Source organism: Pseudarthrobacter phenanthrenivorans (assembly GCF_036455295.1).
Taxonomy (GTDB): Bacteria; Actinomycetota; Actinomycetes; order Actinomycetales; family Micrococcaceae; genus Arthrobacter; species Arthrobacter phenanthrenivorans_C.
Window position 1 is genome coordinate 49845 of the sequence record NZ_JAYXNX010000007.1, and the last position, 17414, is coordinate 67258.

16 protein-coding genes are annotated in these 17414 nt (G+C 67.0%); 7 read left to right on the forward strand and 9 right to left on the reverse strand.

Annotated elements, in window-relative coordinates:
* Positions 1 to 248 precede the first annotated feature (248 nt).
* The 6 genes from VXJ37_RS10860 to VXJ37_RS10885 are packed head-to-tail and all read left to right on the forward strand — an operon-like array spanning position 249 to position 6178.
* Positions 249 to 1286 (forward strand): hypothetical protein, encoded by a 1038-nt coding sequence (locus VXJ37_RS10860; protein ID WP_331323055.1) that lies wholly within the window; start codon positions 249 to 251, stop codon positions 1284 to 1286.
* Positions 1276 to 1914, forward strand: a complete 639-nt coding sequence (locus VXJ37_RS10865; protein WP_331323056.1) for a DUF4129 domain-containing protein — start codon at positions 1276 to 1278, stop codon at positions 1912 to 1914. The genes VXJ37_RS10860 and VXJ37_RS10865 overlap by 11 nt, the downstream gene beginning before the upstream one ends.
* Entirely contained in the window at positions 1911 to 3116 is a 1206-nt protein-coding gene (locus VXJ37_RS10870; protein ID WP_331323057.1) for a DUF4350 domain-containing protein, read from the forward strand. The genes VXJ37_RS10865 and VXJ37_RS10870 overlap by 4 nt, the downstream gene beginning before the upstream one ends.
* Complete coding sequence (locus VXJ37_RS10875; protein WP_331323058.1) at positions 3113 to 4126, forward strand: AAA family ATPase; 1014 nt, start codon at positions 3113 to 3115, stop codon at positions 4124 to 4126. Before VXJ37_RS10870 ends, VXJ37_RS10875 begins: the two co-directional genes overlap by 4 nt.
* Positions 4126 to 5418, forward strand: coding sequence for a DUF58 domain-containing protein (locus VXJ37_RS10880; protein WP_331323059.1), 1293 nt, complete (start codon positions 4126 to 4128; stop codon positions 5416 to 5418). The genes VXJ37_RS10875 and VXJ37_RS10880 overlap by 1 nt, the downstream gene beginning before the upstream one ends.
* A 46-nt stretch (positions 5419 to 5464) precedes the next feature.
* Positions 5465 to 6178, forward strand: coding sequence for a DUF4166 domain-containing protein (locus VXJ37_RS10885; RefSeq protein ID WP_331323060.1), 714 nt, complete (start codon positions 5465 to 5467; stop codon positions 6176 to 6178).
* A 3-nt stretch (positions 6179 to 6181) separates the two neighbouring features.
* On the opposite strand, the gene VXJ37_RS10890 is transcribed toward VXJ37_RS10885, so the two are convergent.
* From VXJ37_RS10890 to VXJ37_RS10930, 9 genes are all read right to left on the reverse strand, one after another.
* Positions 6182 to 7201, reverse strand: a complete 1020-nt coding sequence (locus VXJ37_RS10890; RefSeq protein WP_331323061.1) for a hypothetical protein — start codon at positions 7199 to 7201, stop codon at positions 6182 to 6184.
* Between the two features lie 62 nt (positions 7202 to 7263).
* On the reverse strand, positions 7264 to 7671 hold the full coding sequence (locus VXJ37_RS10895) for a chorismate mutase (protein ID WP_331323062.1): 408 nt from the start codon (positions 7669 to 7671) through the stop codon (positions 7264 to 7266).
* Between the two features lie 101 nt (positions 7672 to 7772).
* The gene (locus VXJ37_RS10900; protein WP_331323063.1) at positions 7773 to 9488 is read right to left on the reverse strand and encodes an ABC transporter ATP-binding protein; all 1716 of its coding nucleotides are present in this window, start codon (positions 9486 to 9488) and stop codon (positions 7773 to 7775) included.
* On the reverse strand, positions 9485 to 10510 hold the full coding sequence (locus tag VXJ37_RS10905; RefSeq protein ID WP_331323064.1) for an ABC transporter permease: 1026 nt from the start codon (positions 10508 to 10510) through the stop codon (positions 9485 to 9487). Before VXJ37_RS10905 ends, VXJ37_RS10900 begins: the two co-directional genes overlap by 4 nt.
* A gap of 1 nt (position 10511) precedes the next feature.
* Entirely contained in the window at positions 10512 to 11603 is a 1092-nt protein-coding gene (locus VXJ37_RS10910) for an ABC transporter permease (protein WP_331323065.1), read from the reverse strand.
* 127 nt (positions 11604 to 11730) lie between these two features.
* Positions 11731 to 13371, reverse strand: coding sequence for an ABC transporter substrate-binding protein (locus VXJ37_RS10915; RefSeq protein WP_331323066.1), 1641 nt, complete (start codon positions 13369 to 13371; stop codon positions 11731 to 11733).
* A gap of 271 nt (positions 13372 to 13642) precedes the next feature.
* The gene (gene mnmA, locus VXJ37_RS10920; protein ID WP_331323067.1) at positions 13643 to 14776 is read right to left on the reverse strand and encodes a tRNA 2-thiouridine(34) synthase MnmA; all 1134 of its coding nucleotides are present in this window, start codon (positions 14774 to 14776) and stop codon (positions 13643 to 13645) included.
* 122 nt (positions 14777 to 14898) lie between these two features.
* Positions 14899 to 16128, reverse strand: a complete 1230-nt coding sequence (locus tag VXJ37_RS10925) for a cysteine desulfurase family protein (protein ID WP_331323068.1) — start codon at positions 16126 to 16128, stop codon at positions 14899 to 14901.
* Between the two features lie 49 nt (positions 16129 to 16177).
* Complete coding sequence (locus tag VXJ37_RS10930; RefSeq protein ID WP_331323069.1) at positions 16178 to 16861, reverse strand: helix-turn-helix transcriptional regulator; 684 nt, start codon at positions 16859 to 16861, stop codon at positions 16178 to 16180.
* A 90-nt stretch (positions 16862 to 16951) separates the two neighbouring features.
* On the opposite strand from VXJ37_RS10930, the gene VXJ37_RS10935 reads away from it, so the two are divergent.
* Positions 16952 to 17374, forward strand: coding sequence for a hypothetical protein (locus VXJ37_RS10935; RefSeq protein ID WP_331323070.1), 423 nt, complete (start codon positions 16952 to 16954; stop codon positions 17372 to 17374).
* Positions 17375 to 17414: the final 40 nt, after the last annotated feature.

A 17414-nucleotide genomic window follows, 5' to 3' on the forward strand; every position in this document is an offset into this window, starting at 1 on the left:
GGCAGCAGCCGCCGTGGCCGGCCCAAGGCCAACAGCCCCCGCAGCCTCCGCCCTCAAACAGCCCGTACCCCGGGCCTCCATATCCGGGGACGCCCTACGGCGGCCAGAGCTACGGGGCACACCAATACAACGGAGCCCCCTACGGAGGCCCTCCCAATAACGGGTCACCGTATCCCGGCCCACAGTATGGCGCACCATATCGGGCCCAGCCCCGCTACGTCGCTCCGCCAAAGCCAGGGATCATCCCGTTGCGGCCCCTGCTTTTCGGGGAAGTCCTGGACGGTTCTTTCCAGGCGATCAGGCGCAACGCCAAGGCCATTCTCGGCGCGGGCCTGCTGGCCCAGGCCCTGTCAGCCATCCTCGCAGCGGTGCTGACAGGATTCATCGCAACATCGTCGGGGTCCGTGGAGTCGTGGGCGGCGACGGCCGGCAGAACCGGCCCCGCTTCCCCTGGAATAGGGTCCCTCGGAATCGGGCTGATGGCCGGCCTGGCCCTCCTGTCCATACTGTCCGTACTCATTTCCGCTGTCCTCCAGGGCGCCATGGTGGTCCCCGTGGCCCGGTCCGTGCTGAACAGGCCTACCGGTTTCCGGCGCATGCTGTCATTGGCGCGCCCGAGGATCGGCGCGCTGATCGGGCTGGCGGCCCTGCTGGCCGCGGCGGCACTGGCCGCGGTCATGCTGTTTTTCCTGGCCATCGTCCTCGTGTTCTCCAACGTCCGCGGTGTGGCCACCCTGCTGGTCGTTCCCCTCATGCTGGGCTTCTTTGCCGTGTTCCTCTGGGTGGCCATCAAGGTGGTGGTGGCGCCCGCCGCCGTCGTGATCGAAGAACTGGGTGCATTTGCCGCGGTCCGGCGCTCCTGGGAGCTGACCCGGGCCAACTGGTGGCGGATTTTCGGCATCAGCCTGGTGGTTGCCATCCTGGTCGGTGTGGTCACCCAGGTCGTCCTGATCCCGGCAAGCATCCTGCCTGCAATCCTCTCCGGGGTGGTCTCGCCGCACGGGGGCAGGGGACAGGATGCCGGGATGGCTGTGGCGATGGGGATCATCACCGCGGTCCTCGGTGCCCTGCTGGGTGCTGTGGGCTATGCGTTCCAGACGTCCGTCATGGCACTCCTCTACATGGACCTGCGGATGCGCAAGGACGGACTGGACATTGAACTGCTGCGCGAAATGGAGACCGGCGCGGATCCTGACGGGATCCCCGGCCGGGGACCCCACGCCACCGGCAGCACGCCGTACTCCGGGTACGTAACGCCACCAGGGGCATGGCCACATGGCCGCTGAACCTCCGGTACTTCCCGGTGCCGCGGAGGCCAGGCGCTGGGCAGCAGAAGAACTGGCCAAACCCGAGTACCGTGAGGCGGCCCCGTCCTGGCTGGACACTCTGTGGCGGAACTTCCTGGACTGGCTGCGGTCACTGGACGGCTCCGAAGGCGACGCTGCAACGGTCCCCAGCCCCGTCATCGCCCTCGTCATTGCCGTGATCATCGCAGCCGCCGTCCTCCTGGCCCGTCCCCGCCTGAATGCACGTGCACGAAAGGTCCAGGACGTCTTCGCAAGGGAAACGGCACTGACTGCGGTGGACTACCGGAACCGTGCCGAGGCCGCGGCCTCGGCAGGGAGGTGGGGGGACGCCGTCGTCGACCGTTTCCGCGCCGTGGTCCGCAGCGCTGAGGACCGCGCCATCCTGGACCCCCAGGCGGGGCGGACTGCTGATGAGGCGGCACGGGCACTGTCCGTTCCTTTCGGCGCCGAGGCCCTGCGGCTGGCCCGGGCAGCCGCAACGTTTGACGGCATCCGTTACGGAAACAGGGCAGCGGACAGCCCCGATTACCAGGAGATGGTGGCGCTTGACGCAACACTGGGTGCGATGAGGCCCGCCTCCACCGGCAGCGGGATGCCGGTGCCATGACGGGCACTGCCGGGGCCGGCACGCACCCTGTTGAGGAAGATGAGCGGTCCGCCGGGCCGCTCGCCAAGCGACGAACCTTCGCAGCCTGGCTACGGCAACACCGAGCCGCGGCCGCGGCATGTGCTGCCGTGGCCGCCGCGCTGGCCCTCATCGTGGGCACGCAGCTCGCGCCGAAAGGTGACACGGTTCCCCTTTCCGTCCACAACGCGGGCCCGGGTGGGGCGAAGGCCGTTGCCGAAATCCTCGGCCGGCATGGTGTCTCGGTGCACACCCCCAATCGCTTTGACACAGCGCTGGAGGACCTGCGGGCCAGTTCCTCGCCTACCCTGCTGCTGTACGACCGCAACGGCATCCTGGGTAAGCCGCAACTGGCAGCCCTGACGGCGGCCGCGCACCGCGTGGTGGTGGTCTCCCCCCGGCTGGAGACCCTCACCGGCCTTGACATCGGCATTCGCCAGGCCGGCGTGGTCCCCGATGCCTTCCCAGTCCTGGACCCCGGATGCGCCCTGCCGGACGCGGAGGCAGCGGGGCAAGTCACCGCCCAGGGCGGATACGTCTACGACGGCGGCATATCCTGCTACCGCGCTGCAGGAACCGCCGGAATGCTCGCCGTCAGCAGCGACGGACGCCTGGCTGTGCTGGGCAGCACCGAGGTCCTGGGCAACGACAAGCTGGACGAACTGGGGAACGCCGCGCTGGGAATCCGGATGCTCGGTGCGTCGCCGGACCTCGTCTGGTACCTGCCCTCACTGGAGGACGTCGCCGTGGGCGGCTCCCCGAAAACCCTCGATGACCTGGCGCCTGGCTGGGCCCGGTTCCTGGGTCCCTGGCTGCTGGTGGTGGCTCTGGCGGCCATCGTGTGGAGGGGACGGCGAAACGGCCCCCTGGTCTTTGAATCGTTGCCGGTTGTGGTCAAGGCCGTCGAGACGGCAGAGGGACGGGCACGGCTCTACCAGGACGGGCGCGCCATCGGACAGGCGCGCGACAACCTGCGGTCCGGGCTGCTGGTGCGGCTGGCCGGGAAGCTCAGGCTTGGCCCCGGCGCCACCGCCGAGGACATTATCGCCGCAGCTGGCCGCCTGCTCGGCAGGGACAGCGCGGAGGTCCGCATGCTGATCAACGAACGCCCCACAACCGAAACGCGGCTGGTGGCCTGGTCCCAGGCCATGGACAAACTGGAGAAAGAGGTCATGGACCGATGAGTGAACAGAGCAGTGGGCCGGCAGTCCTGAATTCATTGGCTTCCAACAGCCCCCTGGACGACGACGGCGCCCGCCAGGCGCTGCTGGCTGTCCGCCGGGAGGTGGCAAAGGCAGTGGTGGGACAGGATGCAACCGTCACCGGGCTCCTCATTGCCTTGCTTTCCCAGGGGCACGTGCTGCTGGAAGGCGTCCCCGGCGTAGCCAAGACCCTCCTGGTCCGCGCCCTCTCCGCCGCGCTGAGCCTGGACACGAAGAGGGTGCAGTTCACCCCGGACCTCATGCCGGGCGATGTCACCGGTTCGCTGGTCTACGACTCGCGCACATCCGAGTTCAGCTTCCGCGAGGGGCCCGTCTTCACCAACCTCCTGCTGGCCGACGAGATCAACCGCACCCCGCCAAAGACCCAGGCTTCACTCCTGGAAGCCATGGAAGAGCGCCAGGTATCCGTGGATGGAGTGTCGCGGCGGCTGCCGGCCCCCTTCCTGGTGGCGGCCACCCAGAATCCGGTGGAATACGAAGGGACCTATCCCCTGCCGGAGGCCCAGCTGGACCGGTTCCTCCTCAAGCTCACCATGCCGCTGCCGGAACGGGGGGATGAGATTGAAGTCATCCGCCGCCATGCCGCAGGCTTCGATCCCCGTGACCTTACGGCTGCGGGAGTAACCGCGGTCGCCGGCGGGGAGGACCTGGAGCGGGCACGGAAAGCGGTGACGCGGGTGGCCGTGGAGCCGGAGGTCATCGGCTACATCGTGGACCTGGTGCGGGCAACCCGCGCCGCGCCCTCATTCCAGCTTGGTGTCTCCCCGCGGGGCGCCACCGCCCTGCTTAACACCTCAAGATCGTGGGCGTGGCTCTCCGGCCGTGCGTTTGTCACCCCGGACGACGTCAAGGCGCTGGCGCTGCCCTGCCTCCGGCACCGGGTGGCCCTGCAGCCCGAAGCCCAGATGGACGGGGTGCGGGTGGACGACGTCCTGGCCAGCATCCTGGCCTCCGTTCCCGTCCCCCGCTGATGGCCATCTCGGGCCGTTACGTGGCACTGGTGCTGCTTGGCCTGGTGCCTGTGCTGCTGCTCCCGGGGTGGCCTACCGTACTGGCCACCGGCGCCCTGCTTGTGGCCCTGCTGGCTGCAGACCTGCTGTTCGCAGGTTCCCTTCGCAGGGTGGGGGCCCTCCGCGCGGAACCGGAAAACGTGACGCTCAACAACACGGTGGACGCCGTGCTCACGCTCCACAATGGGGGCGCCCGCGCAGTCCGGGGAACGTTGCGCGATGGCTGGCAGCCCTCTGCCGGGGCGCAGAACGCGGTCCAGGACATCAACGTTCCTGCTGGCGAACGCAGGCGGTTCACCGTCAGGCTCCGGCCGGTCCGGCGGGGAGACCTTGCTGCACACCACGTGACTCTTCGCTCGTTTGGTCCGCTGGGACTGGCTGCCCGCCAGCGGACCATCGAATGCCCGGGCTCGGTGCGCGTCCTGCCGCCCTTCCATTCCCGGCGGCACCTGCCCTCAAAGCTGCGGAAGCTCCGCGAACTCGATGGAAAGGCGGCGGTCCAGATCCGCGGGGCCGGTACCGAGTTCGATTCCCTGCGCGACTACGTCCGCGGCGACGACGTCAGGTCCATCGACTGGCGGGCCACGGCCCGGCGCTCCGCCACCGTAGTGCGCACATGGCGCCCCGAACGGGACCGGCGGGTGGTACTGGTCCTGGATACCTCCCGCACGTCCGCGGCGAGGATCGGTGACGAAACGCGCCTTGACACCGGGCTCGAGGCTGCGCTCCTTTTGGCCGTCCTGGCAGAACGGGGCGGCGACCGTGTGGACTTCGTGGCCTTTGACCGCAGGACCCGGGCACGTGCCGGCTCGGCCGGGCAGGGCAGCATCCTGGCCCGGCTGGTCCAGGCCATGGCTCCCCTCAACGCGGAGCTCATCGAAATGGACTGGCCTGCAGTTCCGGCGCAGGTGCGCGCGGTCTCGGTGCACCGGTCACTCGTGGTGCTGCTGACGTCGTTGGACGGCGGAGCCCCGGAGGAGGGCCTGCTGCCGGTGGCGGAACGGCTGGCCACCCAGCACGTCGTTGTGGTGGCGGCCGTCCGTGACCCTCAGCTGGGAACCATGCTCCGGGAGCGAAGCGACGCCACCGGGGTGTTCCGGGCTGCTGCCGCGGAACGGGCTCTCCTTCAGCGGGCAGCGGTCACCGCCGAACTCCGGCGCTGCGGGGTGGAAGTGGTGGACGCCGAGCCGCAGGAGCTGCCACCCCGGCTGGCGGACATGTACATCCGGCTCAAGGCAGCCGGTAAATTGTGAACCCACAGGCAGTCAGCGCAGTCCCAGGCAACGAGAGGTCCACTTCATGAGCGTCCCCATCTACCAGCAGGCCCTGGGCACGGGGTTTTCCCGGCTGCAGCCCGAACTGCAGGAGTACTTCTCGCTGGCGCCGGGGTCCGGGCAGTACGGCGTAGGGGAAGGAACGTTCGACGTCGTGGGGTGCCGCCAGCGGTGGCTGCGCCCTTTGCTTCGGCTCGCCGGGGGTGAGGAAGCCTTCTTTCCCGAGTACGGAGAGAACATTCCTTTCCGCATCGAGAACCACGCCCATCAGGACCCCTTCGGCCGCTCCAGCCTTACAGCCCGCCGCGAGATCCGGTTCCCCGGCCGGACCCGGCTCTTCCAGGACACCACCAGTGCCACCGACCAGGGCGGCCGGACGCAGCTGGTTGACTACGTGGGCCGGTACCGGCGCCTGGTCACAGACCTCAACCTCGGCGTTACACCTGACGGCAGGCTGCGCGGAGTCTCGGAGGCGTCCCGGCTTTTCCTTGGACCGCTGCGGGTACCGCTCCCGGAAGCCCTGGATGCCAAAGCGTACGCCGAGCAGTGGTGGGACCCGGCCGCCGGCCACAACGGCCGGCACCGTATCCAGGTCAAGGTCATCCAGCCACAGATTGGACTGGTCCTGGTGTATGCGGGGGCGTTCGACTACCGGCTGCGCCCCTATACTGGCGGCAGTTCCGCCCAAAGCTACCTGCCCCGCTATGCGCAGCCTGAGCGGTGGGAAAACCGGGTGTAGCGCCTACCCCAGTGCCTGCTGGTTCAGGCCGTCGGCCACGTGCGTCAGCCTTCCCAGGACCGCCGTGGCCCGCGCCGGCGTAAGTCCGGCCAGTCCCGCAGAGGGCGTGACCCGCACGGCACCGAGCAGCGAGGGCGGAAGGCCCAGTTGGCGCCAGGGACGCCATACCGAGTCCACGCAGTCGGCCACCTTGGGCAGCGGGCCCTTGGCCGATACATCCACGGCACCGGCCCAAAACTGTTTTCCTGCCTCCACGGCGCCCGCCACCTGCTCCCACTGACGGTTGGTCAGGGCCTTGAGCGGCAATGCCACGCCGTCCGCCCCTGCCGCCAGGGCCAATTCGATGGGTGCCTCGATCTCGGGGAACGCCATCACTATCCCGTCTGCACCGGAGGAGTGAAGGGCATCCAGGACCACGCGCCAGGATTCGCGTGCTTCCGATGCTGCCACCGCCCTTAGCGTGCGGTAGCCGCTCGCTGTGGGGATGGTCCCACCAAGTACGGCGGCGATGGCCGGCTCATCCACCTGCACCACAAGGCGGGTGTCCGGAACGGCGGCAGCCACCCGCGTGAGGAAGCCGGCCACCCCTGCGGCAAGGGAAGCCGCGATATCCCGGCGGGCCCCGTAGTCCAGCAGGGCCCGCTCTCCGTTGTGCAGGTACAGTCCGGCCGCAAGGCTGAGCGGACCCACCAACTGCACTTTCAGTTCACCGGCGGACACGTCCTCCGCCCCTGCAACATCTGCCAGGACGTTCAGGTCTGTGGACAGGGCCGACGCCGCGCGGCGCATGTCCTTGCCGGGCCGATCGACCAGCCGCCACCCATGGGGCTGGACGTCCACCGCAAGATCTTCCAGGAGCGACGCTGTGCGTCCCAGGGCATCGGAACCAACCCCGCGGTCCGGCAGTTCCGCCAGGAACGGCAGGTGCGGACTGCCCAGCTCCCCGCGGATGATCCGGGCGGCTTCCAGCGGATCTTCCCCAGGCCAGGTTCCGAGGCCCGTGGCAGTTACCTGCAGGGGCATGGCTTCCTTGGGCGGGCGGGAGGCACTTAGAGGGGCGGACCCGGGCTGTTGCTGTTCCCGGCTCACGCCAGTGCGGAGGTCTGGGGCTGCTGGCCGGAGGTGGCCTGATGGTCCTCGGCGATGGCCTCGTGGTGGCGGATCACTTCGCCGATGATGAAGTTGAGGAACTTTTCCGCGAACGCAGGGTCGAGGTGCGCGTCCTCGGCGAGACGCCGCAGCCGTGCGATCTGCGCTGCCTCACGTCCCGGATCGCCGGCCGGCAGGCGATGGGTTGCTTTCAGGAACCCCACTTTTTGGGTCGCTTTGAAGCGCTCTGCCAGCAGGTACACCAAGGTGGCATCAATGTTGTCGATGCTGGAGCGGATTGACAGCAGTTCAGCCATCACCGAATCGTCCACGTGGCCTGCCAGGGAGCTGGCGGATGGATCAAAATCGTCGGAGCCAGGAGAACTGGGGTTGTGCTGCGTCATGGCTCCAGTCTATGGGAGCCGATCGAATAGCCGCGGGTGTTAAGCGCCGGTGCCGGGGCTGCCGGCACCGGCGCTGTCCACAGCATGGGATTCCTGCGGGATCAGGTCCCCAGGAGTGCGCGGTGCTCCTCCCGGCGTTTGGCCTGTTCGGCAGGGTCCGGCACCGGCAGGGAGGCAATCAGCCGCCGGGTGTAGTCATGCTGGGGATTGCCCATGACCTGGCTGCCGATCCCCTGTTCCACCAGCTTTCCCTTGTACAGCACGCCAACCCAGGAGGACAGGATGTCCACCACGGCAAGGTCGTGGCTGATGAACAGGCAGCCGAACCCGAACTCCTCCTGGATGTCCCGGAACAGCTCCAGGACCTTTGCCTGCACCGAAACGTCCAGGGCCGACGTCGGCTCGTCCGCGATCAGCAGCCGGGGGTTCAGGCTCAGGGCGCGGGCCAGTGATGCCCGCTGCCGCTGTCCGCCGGACAGTTCGTGCGGGTACCGGCCTGCGTACGACGCCGGCAGCTGGACTGATTCAAGCAGCTCACCGACGCGCTTGCGCGCCTGCGCTTCGCTGGGCCGGGTGTGGATGAGCATGGGCTCGGCAATACACTCGCCGATGGTCAGCTGCGGGTTGAATGATGCAGCGGGGTCCTGGAAGACGAAGCCGATGTCTTTGCGCAGCGGCTTGAAGGTGCGTTCGCGCAGGTTCAGCATCTCGTAGCCCAGCACCTTGAGGCTGCCCCCCGTGGTGCGGTTGAGCCCGGCGATGGCGCGGCCAATAGTTGTTTTTCCGGATCCGGACTCTCCCACCAGGCCGAATACCTCGCCCCTGGACAGGGTGAAGCTGACGCCGTCCACGGCCTTGAAGGCCGGAGAGCCCAACCGCCCGGGATATTCAATCACCAGGTTGTCGGCAGCCACCAGTACCTCCTCATCCTGGTGCCGCCGCTCGGTGAGGCCTTCCGACGCCGAGTTGCGGCCCAGGTGTGGCACTGCAGCCAGCAGGTGGCGGGTGTAGTCCTGCCGGGGCTCGGCGAACAGTGTCTTCGACGAGGCTTCCTCCACGACATCGCCCTGGTACATCACCACCACCCGGTCCGCCAGGTCCGCCACGACGCCCATGTTGTGCGTGATCAGCACGATCGAGGTGCCGTATTTGTCCCTTAGGTCCCGGAGGAGTTCCAGGATTTCCGCCTGGACCGTGACGTCCAGGGCCGTGGTGGGCTCGTCCGCCACGATCAGGCCAGGGTTCAGCGCCAGGGCGGCAGCGATCACCACACGCTGCTTCTGGCCTCCGGAGAACTGGTGTGGATAATAGTTGACCCGGTGTTCGGGATCCGGGATCCCCACTTTGCGCAGCGCCTCGATGGCCCGGGCCTTCGCTTCCTTGGCGGACACCCGTCCCCCGCCGTTGGCGCCGGTGTGCGCACGGATCCCCTCCGCAATCTGCCATCCCACGGTGAACACGGGATTGAGGGCGGTGGAGGGCTCCTGGAACACCATGGCCACGTCCCGTCCGCGGATCTGGCGGAGCCGGCCCGGACTGAGGCTGATGACGTTGGTGCCGTTGATCAGCACCGCTCCCGAGCTTACGGCGGTCTCGGGGAGCAGCCCCAGGATGGTCTTTGCCGTGACCGTCTTGCCGGAGCCGGATTCGCCCACGATGGCCAGCACCTCGCCGGCTTTGACCTCCAGGCTGACATCCTTGACGGCGTACACGTCTCCCCCGTCGGTGGCGAAGGTGACCTTCAGGTGGTCGATATCCAGGACGGTCTTCCGGTCCCGGTCTTGCTGGTCGGACAGGGAACCGAGGTTTTCGCTCACGGGTTGCTCAATTCTGTTTCGGGGCCGGAACCGGCGGGAGTGGCCGGTGCGGCGGCCGCAGCTTTGCGGCCGGTCCGCTTCCGGCCGCGGAGGCGCGGATCGTTCAGGTCGTTGATGCTTTCGCCTACCAGCGTCAGCCCAAGGACCGTCCAGACGATGGCGAGGCCCGGGAAGAGACCCGTCCACCAGATTCCTGAGGTGGTGTCCGCGAGCGCCTTGTTCAGGTCGAATCCCCACTCGGCCGCGGAGCTTGGTTCAATGCCGAAGCCCAGGAAGCCCAGCCCGGCCAGGGTCAGGATGGATTCAGAGGCGTTGAGGGTAAAGATCAGCGGCAGGGTGCGGGTGGCGTTGCGGTAGATGTGCCGGGTCATGATGCGGATGTTCGATGCGCCCACCACCTTGGCGGATTCAACGAAAGGCTCTGCCTTCAGCCGGATGGTCTCGGCCCTGATCACCCTGAAGTACTGCGGGATGAAGACCACGGTGATGGAAATGGCCGCTGCCAGGATGCCGCCGAACAGGCTGGACTGGCCGCCGCTGATGACGATGGCCATCACGATGGCCACCAGCAGCGACGGGAACGCGTAGATCGCGTCGGCAACGACCACCAGGATGCGGTCGAGCCATCCGCCGATGTACCCGCTGACCAGGCCGAGGATAACGCCGGCGAAGATGGAAAGGACTACAGCCACGATGATGACCAGCAGGGCGGTCTGGGTACCCCAGATGACCCGAGACAGGACGTCGTATCCGCCCACGGTGGTGCCGAGGAGATGCTTGCCGCCCGGGGCCTGCTGGGTGGGAAAGCTGCCGTCGGCATCGGACAGCTGCGCGAAGCCGTAGGGTGCCAGCAGCGGTGCAGCCAGCGCTGTGAGCAGGAAGATCCCGGTGAGGACCAGGCCCACCACCAGCATGAAGCGCTGCAGGCCGACGCTCTTGTTGAAGTGCGACACGACAGGCAGCCGCCGGAACATCGGTGCCCGGGGGTTGGTGACGGGTTCGATAGCGGTGTTGGCAGACATGTCAGTACCTCACGCGGGGGTCGATGAGCGCGGCGATGATGTCCACGATGAAGTTGGTGACGGCGACGATGACGGCCAGCAGCACCACGATGCCCTGGACGGCGACGAAGTCGCGCGCCGTGAGGTAGTTGGCCAGCTGGAATCCGAGGCCTTTCCACTCAAAGGTGGTTTCGGTGAGCACGGCGCCGCCGAGCATGACGGCGATCTGCAGCCCCATGACCGTGATGATAGGAATCAGCGCCGGCTTGTAGGCGTGCTTGGTCACCAGCCGGAACTCGCTGACGCCGCGTGAGCGGCCGGCTTCGACGTAGTCCTTGCCGAGGGTGCCGATGACGTTCGTCCTGACCAGGCGCAGGAAGACGCCTGCTGTCAGGAGGCCGAGCGCCAGGGCCGGAAGGACAGCATGGGACATCACGTCGCTGAAGGCTGCCATGTTGCCGCTGCGCAAAGCGTCCAGCCAGTAGATGCCGGTGGGCGCCTCCAGCCCCGTGAGGGACAGTTCGGTCCTGGTGCCGGCGCGGCCGGCCACCGGGAGCCAGCCCAGCCATACCGAGAAGATCAGTTTGAGCAGCATGCCGGCGAAGAAGACAGGAGTGGCGTAGAAGAGGATGGCCAGGATCCGGAGGACCGCGTCCGGAAGGTGGTCGCGACGGTGTGCGGCGAGCATGCCCAGCGGGATTCCCACCAGGAGGGCGACGATCAGGGCGTTGATCGACAGTTCCAGGGTGGCCGCTCCATACGTGGTGAGCATCTCGGTGACCTTGCGGTTGTCCGAGAGGGTGGTGCCGAAGTTCCCCGTGGCAAGCTGGCCCAGGTATTCGAAGTACTGCACGAACAGCGGCCTGTCGTAGCCGGCCGCATGGATTCTTTCCTGCAGCTGGTCCGGAGGAAGCCGGCCGCCCATTGCAGCGGTGATGGGGTCACCGGTGATCCGCATCAGGAAGAACACCATGGTGACGAGTATGAGGATGGTAGGGAAAATCAGCAGGAAGCGGACCAGGATATACTGGCCCAGCCCTCCGCCTGCCTGTTTCTTCCTGGGCGGAAGGAGTGCGTCCGCGTCACTGGGTGGCGCGTCAATCAAAGTTGTCATCGGTACCTGTATTCGTGGTGACCGGGAGCCAGCAGTCCCCTCGATGCTGGCTGATGACCGGCAAAAGGCGGGACACCGTTGCGGCGTCCCGCCTCTGGCCCGTCAGAGCCGGATGGGGGTGGAGTGCTTACTTGGACAGGACGCCAAGGCGGGTCTTGAAGGAGGGGTCAAGGGTCTTTTCGACGCCCTTGACGTCCTTTCCTGCCACCAGCAGCTGTGAGCCCTGGAGGAGCGGCAGCGTGGAGAGGTCCTTCGCAACTGCGGTCTGGACATCGCCGATCAGTTTCTGGCGCTCGGTCTTGTCAGGGGTGGTCAGCTGCTTCTGGATCAGGTCCGTGACAGTCGGGTTCTCGTAGTGGTTCTTCAGGAAGTTTCCGGGAATGAAGAACGGCGTGAGGTAGTTGTCCGCATCCGAGTAGTCCGGGAACCAGCCCAGCTGGTACACGGGGTAGGCATCGGCCGTACGGGCCTTGGAGTACGTGACCCATTCGGTGGACTGCAGGTCCACGGTGAAGAGGCCCGACTTCTCAAGCTGCTCCTTGACCATGGCGTACTCGTCACCGGAAGACTTGCCGTAGTGGTCCGGGTTGTACTGCAGCTTCACGTTGACGGGCCCGGTAACGCCGGCGTCCGCCAGGGTCTTCTTGGCCTTGTCCACGCTGGGCTTGCCGCTGCCGTCGCCGTACATGTCCTTCAGCGGCTGGGTTGCACCGGGGAGGCCGTCCGGGACCACGGAGTAGGCGGGAACATACGTGCCCTTGTAGACCTGGTCGGAGATGGCCTGGCGGTCCACGATGTCGGCCATTGCCTGCCGCACGGCAAGGGCCTTGGCCGGGTTGGCCTCGGGCGTCTTGGCGCCGAAGGGCATGGTGTCGAAGTTGAAGACGATGTAGCGGAGCTCGCCGCCGGGCCCCTTGTAGACCTTGACCTTGGAATCCTTGTCCAGGTCCGCGGCGTCGGTTGCGGTCAGGCTGCGGCCGGCAACGTCGATGTTGCCGCCCTGGACATCCAGCTTGAGGTTGTTGGAGTCGGCGTAGTACTTGATGACAGCGCTGTCATTGGCCGGCTTGCCCAGCAGTCCGTTGTAGTCCGCGTTGGCCTTGAGGCTGACGAGTTCGTTCTTCTTGTAGGAGTCGATCGTGTAGGGGCCGGCGAAGGGCTTGGCGGCGACGATGTCCTCATCGCTCATGATCTTGTCGGCCGGGAAGACTTCCTCGTCCACGATGGGTCCGGTGTTGGTCCCCAGGACGCTGGGGAACACCTGGTCATTTGCCTGCTTCAGGTTGAAGACCACGGTGGTGTCGTCCTTGGCATCGACCGACTTGAGGTTGGAGAGCAGGGAAGCAGGGCCGTTGGGGTCGTCGATCTTCATGACGCGGTCGTAGGAGAACTTGACGTCTGATGAAGTCAGGGCGTGGCCGTTGGCAAACTTCAGGTTGGGCTTGAGCTTCACCGTAAATTCGGTGGGAGCAGTGAACGAGGCAGACTCCGCGATGTCCGGGCTGACCTCGGCAGAACCGGGCTTGGAGTTCATCAGGAAGGGGTACACCTGGTTCATGACCAGGAAGGATCCGGCGTCGTAGGAGCCGGCGGGGTCGAGGGTGACGACCTTGTCCGTGGTTCCGAAAGTGATGGCACCGCCACCGGCGCTGCCGCCGCTGGCCGTTCCACCGCCGCCGCCCGATGGCCCCGTGCAGGCTGTCAGGGCCAGGGCGGAGATGCCTGCCAGCGCGATGGCGCGGTGCAGGCCAGTAGTGCTCTTGATCATCTGTGAACTTTCTGTCCGATGAGTACGCGCGCGCCGGCCACATGGATGCATATGGCCCGGCACACAGTGCTGATCCCTAGATTCAATCAGAGAGTCCGCACTCAGGACGGCCAATCCTGTGAGTTGAAACACAAAATTTATCTCGTTGATACCAACCCGGCCGCCCTTCTGCATCAGGCGGCCGGCGCAGCGGGGTTTGGCAGGGGGCATCCAGGGCACGGCAGAGAACCGTCCCGGCAACAGCCGGGACGGCTCCCTGGAATCGGTCCTGCTACAGAGCGGCGCGCTGGAGTGAGCGGGCGGTGTCGATGGTGGCCTGGCCCAGCACGCGGCTGCCCTGGTACAACACGACGGTCTGGCCGGGAGCGACGCCCCGCAACGGCGACACCAGGCGGACCACAAGCCGGCTGGCACCAGTACCGTCAGTGGCGGGTTCCATCCGTGCAGTCGCAGGAACGGGGTCCCCGTGTGCGCGGACTTGCGCGTAGCAGTCGAACTCGGCGCCGGTTTCCACCTCGGTGATGGGCAGGCCGGCCCAGGAAACCTTGATGCCGCGGATCTCGTCGATCGCCAGGAGCGCCCCGGGGCCCACCACCACCTTGTTCTCTTTGGGCCGGATCTCCAGGACAAAGCGCGGCTTGCCGTCAGCGGCAGGAGTTCCCAGCTTAAGTCCGCGCCGCTGGCCGACAGTGAAGGCGTTGGCGCCCGGGTGCTCCCCTACCTTGGCGCCGGTCTCGTCCACGATGTCGCCGGTGGTCATCTCGATCTTTTCGGCAAGCCAGCCGGCCGTGTCGCCATCGGGAATGAAGCAGATGTCGTGGCTGTCCGGCTTGTTCGCCACGGACAGGCCGCGGCGTTCGGCTTCGGCCCGGACCTCCGCCTTGGACGGGGCATCCGCCAGCGGAAACATGGAGTGCTTGAGCTGTTCATGGGTGAGGACACCAAGGACGTAGCTCTGGTCCTTGGCCCAGTCCGCGGCACGGTGAAGTTCCCGGTTGCCGTCCGCGTCCTCGATCACCTTGGCGTAGTGGCCGGTGCAGACGGCGTCGAACCCCAGCGCAATGGCCTTCTCCAGCAGGGCGGCGAACTTGATCCGTTCATTGCAGCGCATGCAGGGGTTGGGCGTCCGTCCGGCTGCGTATTCGTCAATGAAGTCCTGGACGACGTCTTCCTTGAAACGCTCAGAGAAATCCCACACGTAATAGGGGATGCCCAGGACGTCGCAGGCCCGCCAGGCGTCGCGGGAATCCTCGATGGTGCAACAGCCGCGGCTGCCGGTGCGGAGAGTGCCGGGCATGCGCGAAAGGGCCAGGTGGACGCCGACGACGTCGTGCCCGGCCTCCACTGCGCGGGCGGCGGCAACAGCGGAGTCAACTCCGCCGCTCATGGCTGCTAGTACTCGCATGCTGGCTTTCTGTTGGGGGTGCTTGGTTTCCGGAGCCGGACTGCATACCACGGCGGCGGAAACGATGTTTGCCTATCCATTCTACGGCGGCAGGCAAACCAGCCCGTCAGCGGCGGGAAACCTCAGGCGCCGCGCGAGGCCTGGCGCGCCGCAGTACCGGCGGTCTGGATGGAGGACTCATGCCCCGCCATGCCTGCCTGCCGGGCCCGTGCATAGGCCTCAGGCAGCGCCGCAAGCAGGGCATCGACGTCGTCCTCCGTGGAAGCGTGGCCCAGGCTGAACCGCTGGGCTCCACGCGCCGTTTCCTCATCAAGGCCCATGGCGAGCAGCACGTGGGAGGGCCGTGGCACGCCTGCCGTGCAGGCCGAACCGGTGGACGACTCAATGCCGGCCAGGTCCAGGAGGAACAGCAGTGAGTCCCCCTCACAGCCGGGAAACGTGAAGTGGGCATTGCCCGGAAGCCGGCCGCCGCCTGGGGCGCCGCGGAGGACAGCGAGTGGAACGCGTTCGTGGACGCCCTCAATCAATCGGTCCCGCAGGGCTGCAATCCGGGCTGCTTCCGCCGGAAGCGCGGCGATGACAGCCTCTGCCGCGGCGGCGAAGGCGGCTATGGAGGCGGTGTCCAGCGTGCCGGAGCGGACGTCACGCTCCTGGCCGCCGCCATGCTGCACCGGGGTCAGTTTGACCGACCGGCCCAGCAAGAGTGCGCCCACGCCCACCGGGCCGCCGATTTTGTGCCCGGAGATGGACATGGCGTCCAGGCCGGAATCCTTGAAGTGCACCGGCACCGAGCCGAACGCCTGGACGGCGTCGGAATGCACCGGGACGCCGGCGGCGTGAGCCAACTCCACGACCCTCCGGACCGGCTGGATGGTGCCCACCTCGTTGTTGGCCCACATGACGGACACCAGCGCCACGGACTCCGGATCCCTGGAAAGCTCAGCTTCAAGGACTGCGAGGTCCAGCACGCCCTGGCTGTCCACCGGCAGCCACGCCACCTCCGCACCTTCGTGGCGTTCAAGCCATTCGACGGCGTCCAGGACGGCGTGGTGTTCGACGGCGGAGCACAGGATTCGGCGGCGCCTGGGGTCTTCTGCCACCCGGGACCAGTACATGCCCTTTACCGCGAGGTTGTCCGACTCGGTGCCTCCCGAGGTGAAGATGACTTCCGAGGGATGCGCCCCTGCCGCAGCCGCGATGACCTCCCTCGCGTCCTCGACCGCACGGCGGGCGCGGCGTCCCGAGCCATGCAGGGACGAGGGGTTGCCCGTCCGCGCCAACTCGCGGGTCAAAGCGGCGAGCGCGGCACCGGACAGCGGCGTGGTGGCGGCGTGGTCGAGGTAGGCGGGCATCCCCCAATTCTATCCCGCCCGTCTTAGGACAACCCGGGCGCGGGCCCTTCTACCCCGGCACAGCCCCGTCCGTTCGGCCCACTATCCGTGCGCAGCAGTGACCGGGACCGGCAGCCGCGGCCACGCAGTCTTCCTGGCCGCCGGACCCCACCGCTGCCCCGCGGAGGAACGCGCCGTTCATGTCACACACGACTGCCGTGTGTGCCCGTGAAAGCCGGTGGAACGGGCAGTTGGGCAGCTGATAGCCGCCGTCGCCGTCCGGCCGGGGCTGATAACCGGCCTCGGCCAGGAATGCCTCAAGGCCGGCGGCCGCTTCTGCCAGTTCCTTTCCCTTTCGGAACGCGGCTGCACGGAGCGTCTCCGCCACAGGGCCGCCGCCGGCCTCGGAATCCTCGATGGCGGCTGCCATCAGTTCCCCGGCGAGGTCATAATTCCGGTCGGGCACTGACGCGTTCACTTCGCCGCCCACCGGCCGGTAAAGCTTGGCCGGCCGCCCGGAGCCGGGGCCGGCCCTGCCGGGGGCCTTGCGGAACTCCACCGCCAACAGGCCATCCTGGACCAGCCTGTCCAGGTGGAATGAAACGGTGCTGCGTGCCATGCCTGCAGCCTCGGCCACCTCGTCGCGCCCCAGGGGCCGCGGGGACGCGGCCACCAGCTCGAACAGCTGCAGCCTCTTCGCATCCGTCAGTGAGGCGACGGCTGCAATCCTGTCCACCCACGGGAGTCGGTACATCGGAAGCCTCCATATCCAAAATCAATATCTCTTGATTATAGAACGTGTGCTTTCTAAAATTGCATTACCCACTTTTAGAAGGAGCCCATCATGACCTCAGCATCCGCAGTTCCCGCCCAGCATGCCTCGGCGAGCCTGCCCGCAGAGCGGCAGGCCTTCCTGCTGCTCCGCACTGTCTTCACCGTTGCACCCATCCTTTTCGGCCTGGACAAATTCACGAACATCCTGACGCAATGGACCGTCTACCTGGCACCCCAGGCCACCGCCGTCGTACCACTGCCGCCCCAGACCTTCATGTACGTCGTGGGCGTCGTCGAAATCATCGCGGGCCTGGCTGTGGCGCTGCAGCCCAAGTACGGGTCGCTGCTGGTGGCCGCCTGGCTGGCGGGGATCATCGTCAACCTGCTGCTGCTGGGAAGCTTCTATGACGTGGCCCTGCGTGACTTCGGACTGCTGGTCGGCGCCCTGGCCCTCAACCGGCTGGCAACCGGAAGCAGCCGCACCACCGCGTAAACGCGGCCGTTCCTCCCCAACGGGGATGACGAACAGGAAG